Below are 4846 nucleotides of genomic sequence, written 5' to 3'. Positions count from 1 at the left end.
CGCGCCCCCCGTGCACCCGGCCGGCGGGATCACGGACGCTCCGGCGCCGCCGCCCAGTGGCATGACGCCCGCGCACTGGAACGCGCTGACCGCCGCGCTCATCCAGGAGTTCGGTCCGGATGCTCCGACGAACCCCGCCTTTCCGCAGACGCTGAACACGCTCGCGGTTCTGGACGCGGCGCGCAGGGGGGACCGGAACTTCGGCACAGGGCCGATCGACCTGCGGGGACTCACTCGGCGCGTCCTCCATCTCGCCCCCGGCATGCACGTGACCCCGGAGCTCGTCTTCCAGGCCCTGTCGGTGACGGGTAGCGCGGAAAAGCGGGGTCGGGCCGGCAGTCTGGCTGCGGTGGCGGCCTATCACCTTGAGCGGTCGGGAGCGCTGTCGACCGCCACGGGACTGAACGACGACGGCCACTTCAAGGGACGCAACCTGACGGGGCGGAAACTGCACCTGTTGTTGGACAGGACGGGCGTACAAGACAGGCATGGCGCCTTCCACCAGGTCCCGTCGTTGTGGGGCCAGCAGGCCTATGCGGTGGTGGCGGAGCGGGCGCCCTCGGGACTGATCGTCCTGGACAACGGTCAGGGAAACCCGGTGGAGATCGACCAGGACGAGCTGCTCGAACTGGTGGTGCACGACCCGTCCCGGACCCCTGGTGTTCCGGTGGTGTTGCTGGTCGACGGCGTCAGCGAGTCGATGGCGCGGCGGCTGGCGGACCGGATCAACACGCGAGTGTGGCACACCGACGGCACGCTCCGGTTGGAATCGGACAGCGACGGCAGCCCTTGGCGGTATCCCGGTCTCGCGAACCCCAACCTGGGGACGATTCCCGTGGGGATCTGGATTCCCAGCGATCCGGGTCTGGTGCCGGACGAGCCCGACGCCGTGGTGGCGATGCACGACGGGACGTGGGTCAGGGAAGACGAGCTGTCGACGTACACGCTGACGACCGTCGATGGACAGCGGGGGGTGGGACGGGCCTACCTCAGCGCGCTGGACATGGCGTCGACGGAGGGCGCGGTGCGGGAGCTCGCCGCAGTCGAGCACTACGTCGACGTGTATCTGGGGACCCCGGGGGTCGAGGCCACGAGGGAGAGCGGACTGCGGCCGTTGCCCCGGAAGTTGGGCGAGGCGTACATCGCCGCCGGACACGGAGCCGCCGGTTACCCGGGTGTGGTGGAGCGGAGCACCGGCCATCGCCGCAAATTGCGCGAGGGGGAACTCGGCAGACTCCTCAGCAGGAGTAAGAGTCTGCAGCGGATGCGGCCGGAGAACCCGGTCTGGTTGCTGTGGTGTGAACTCGGCCAGGTACGACCGGGGAGAGACCGCCTGGAGTCGCCGCCTGAGGGCCAGGACGTCGCGGACCTGGTTGGTCGTCAGGTATTCACGGCGGAGTCGCGTCAGGGATGGCAACGAAAGGCTGAGGGGACGCGGCTGCTCAAGTACGACGATCCGGACAAGCCTCAGTTCCGCTACCGCGAGTTCCGTCCCAGGCCTGATGACACCAGGCTCACCGCTCTGGCCGACATGGCGGGCCTGCCCGCGCACGTGCAGGGCAGATCGACCCGGGCGCTGCGGTGGGTGCGGGCGCTGCGGGAGACCCACGGCGTGGACATCGACACCAATCCCAGCAGGGTGGCGGAGTTCCAGAACCTGATCCGGGGCTTCGGCGCGCTGGAGTCCCTGCGGATGAACGCCCCGGGCAACCCGGACACCGGGCCGCTGACCTGGCGGTCGCTGGAACAGATCGTGGGCGATTATGCCGAGGGACAGGGCTGGGACCGGTCGTTGTCCGCGAACGCGCTGGAACACGTGCTGTACCAAGCGCAGACGGGCAAACTGCCCCACCAGTCCGTGGTTGTCACCGCCCCGGCGGCCCCTGCCGCCCCGCCCGTGGCTCAGCAGTCGAACCCGCTGAACATGTCGGCTGACCAGACCTCTGACGGACCCGCCGACCCCTTGTTGTCCCCCCAGACCCTGATGCGGGACGGGGCCGGTGTGGTGCGTGGGCGTAACTTGACGGGTCAGCCTGTGAGTCGTCTGCTGACGGGGCTGGCTCGGGTTTACGAGGCTCCTCTGGGGGTGAACCCCAAGCGGGTGAGCGCTCCCGCGCAGGAGCGTGCGCCGTGGCCTGATGACGCGTGGGTTGTGTGGGCTGACAGCGATGACGGCCAGGTGGTCGATACCTTCAACGGTGAGGTGCTGACCGCGGAGGAGCTGGCGGGGAGGCTGGCGGCGGATCCGGAGCTGGCGAACCTGCCGGACGATGTGCCTGCGGTGCTGGTGATCCCCTATGTGGGCGGGCACTACCAGCAGTTCATCAAGACGGCGGCCTCACGGTGGGGGAGGACGGTGTGGGGCCCCACTGATGTGGCTCGTCTGCAGCGCGACGGGACCCGTCCTGAGCATGTCCCGGCGTTGATCGACCGTGACGCGGGTGTGCCCTACGGGGGCTGGGCGAGCGCGGGGCCGACGGATCCGCCCTTCGTCGACCGTGAGTGGACCGCGCTGGACGGCACCAGGTTCAAGGACAGTGATGTCGACACCCGGCTCCTCTTCGCTGACGGGCGAGGATGGTTCGGCCGCATGACCCAGCCCGACTCGGTGCGGGCGCGTGAAGACCGCATGCGCGAGTACTTCCAGAGGCGGACCCTGGTGCGCACCGCGACGGACGAGGACGGCCGAGTCATCGGCCAGAGCACAGCACCGCTGAATCCCACACCGGCGGTGTACGCCTACATGAGCCACGGGGGCCCGGGTGGGCTGGAACTTCCTCTGCGTGACGGCCGCATGGTGACGCTGTCGGCACAGGACGGCGGGCGGTACATCGGCGGGCTGCCCGAGATGGCGTTGCAACAGAGACTCGGCTATCAGCTGGCACTGGAGGTCTGCCACGGGGCTTCGGCGGGTGACCCGACACAGCACCAGCCGGTCAACATGCCGCCGCCCCACGTCGACGATCCCCTGGAAGACGTCTCGGTTGCCCAGCACGCGGCCAACACCAGCAGGATGAAAACGTCCGCGCCCTTGATGATGACCTTCCTGATGGCAGGTGGCGAACACGGTCTGGCAAATGCGGGAGACGGGACGCAGGGGCGCATTGTCACCTTCCTTCCGGAGCCGTTGCCCGGCGAATTGGAGAGGTTGGCCCGGGACGCGGAACTGCACAGTGGGCCGGGGGCGGTCTCGCAGGACACGCTGAGGACCATGCAACGCCTGGTGCGGGCGTTGCGCCGTGCCTTCGGTAACGGAATCGAGGATGACCGCTGGGTGCCGGGGGGCCGGTACGAGCGGGTCCTGAAGGGTATTGGCGCACTGGAGAAGCTGCGGAACAACGACCCAGCGTTGCGCCGGTTGACGCCGTTCCGTATGGACCTGTGGGGTTTCTATGCCCGGCGGCTCGGAGGAGGCACGCCGAACCAGGCTGCGTTCCTTGCCGTGTTGGACACTGCCAGAGCGCGGCTGGTCGCGCAGGCCCAGGCCGAACTCAGCAAGGAGTTGCACAGCCCGATCGTGGACGCTGTCGCCCACCAGTTCCTCCAAGCAGGTGCGGGTGACGGCGTGCGGAACGTGGTCGGGATCCCGAAAACCACGTCGGTAACGCCGCAGGACACCGCGCGGGCGTTCTGGGCGCTGGTCCGGTCCTACGAGTATCTCGCCGGCCTGTCACCGGTGGTGTTCGAGCAGTTCGGGCGCCAGGTGCTCCACCTGCCGCCCGGCGCCCCGTGGGGTGCGGCGGGTCGCATCAGTTTGGCGATGTTGACCGCGCAGGCGATCGCACAGGGCCTGGACATCGGGAAGCCGCACGTGCTGGCGGCGTATCACTTGGTGTCCATGGGGGCGTTCGAACCCTCGGCCGGTCTCGGTCAAGGGAACGACCAGGGGTTCAACTGGAGCGGTGTGCCGGCGCCCGGTGGCGTGGACGCCGACGAGCTGGTGGAGGAAGTGGCCGGTTCGAGCGGGGCCTCCTTCGTGTTCTCCGTTCCGCCGTGGGCGGTGCCCGGGCAGTCCGCGCCGGAGGAGCCGTTCGTGATCTGGACCGACACGGACCCGACGGGCACCCGGATCCTGCATCTGCCCAGGCTGGCCGGTGCCCGGGTACCTGACGGTGAGTTCGTGGAACTCTTGTGGCTGGCAAGGAAGTTGCATGAGAAGCCGCTGAAGGTTCCGCTTCTCGCTCTCGCGTCCGGTCCCGGGGTCCCGAGGTGGCAGGTGCTGAGTCAGTTCTTCCTGCGCACCTACCGCCCCAACTGGAGCTACAGCGGTCTCACCAAGATCTGGGACCCGGGCGGTGGACTGTTCGCCATCCAGGTCCTTCGGGAGCCCGTTACCGGGGCGCCGGGGCAGTGGCTGAGGAACGGGCTTCTGCCGGCGGCTCCTCCCGCCCTTACGCCTACGGTCTCGGCGACACCTGCGGTGTCCAACGCGAGCACGGCGCAACTGGACGGGCCGACGCATGCGCAGCCGCCGTCCAGCCCGTTGTTCTCGCCCGAGACGCTGATGCGGGACGCGTCGGGTGCGGTGCGGGGACGTGATCTGACGGATGAGCAGTTCGATCGGCTGCTGGTCGGGAAGGTGCGGCAGTACACGCTCCTGCCGGACGGCGAGCTGGGTCTGGTGTCGGAGGACGACGCCCCGTGGGGGGACACGGCCTTCGTGTACGCGGCGCAGTTGGAATCCGATGGTGTGCTGGTCAAGGGAGAGGTGGTGAGTTACGGGGAGTTCGCCCGGACACTGGCGGACGATCCGGAGCTGGCGAAGCTGCCGCAAGAGGTGGCGGTGGTGCTGGTGATCCCGGACGCGGCGTCGGGGGCCCTGGAGTTGCAGCGTACGGTGGAGGCG

The 4846-nt window shown here is 68.8% G+C and carries 1 protein-coding gene; it reads left to right on the top strand.

The window, feature by feature from the left end; genetic code table 11:
• Positions 1–61: 61 nt before the first annotated feature.
• On the top strand, positions 62–4846 hold a 4785-nt coding region (locus tag EHS43_RS37580; RefSeq protein ID WP_125195104.1), incomplete at its 3' end, for a lonely Cys domain-containing protein.

Source organism: Streptomyces sp. RP5T (assembly GCF_003933965.1).
Classification (GTDB): domain Bacteria; phylum Actinomycetota; class Actinomycetes; order Streptomycetales; family Streptomycetaceae; genus Streptomyces.
The sequence above is the reverse complement of the archived record's forward strand: the minus strand, read 5'-3'. Positions and strand labels throughout refer to the sequence as shown.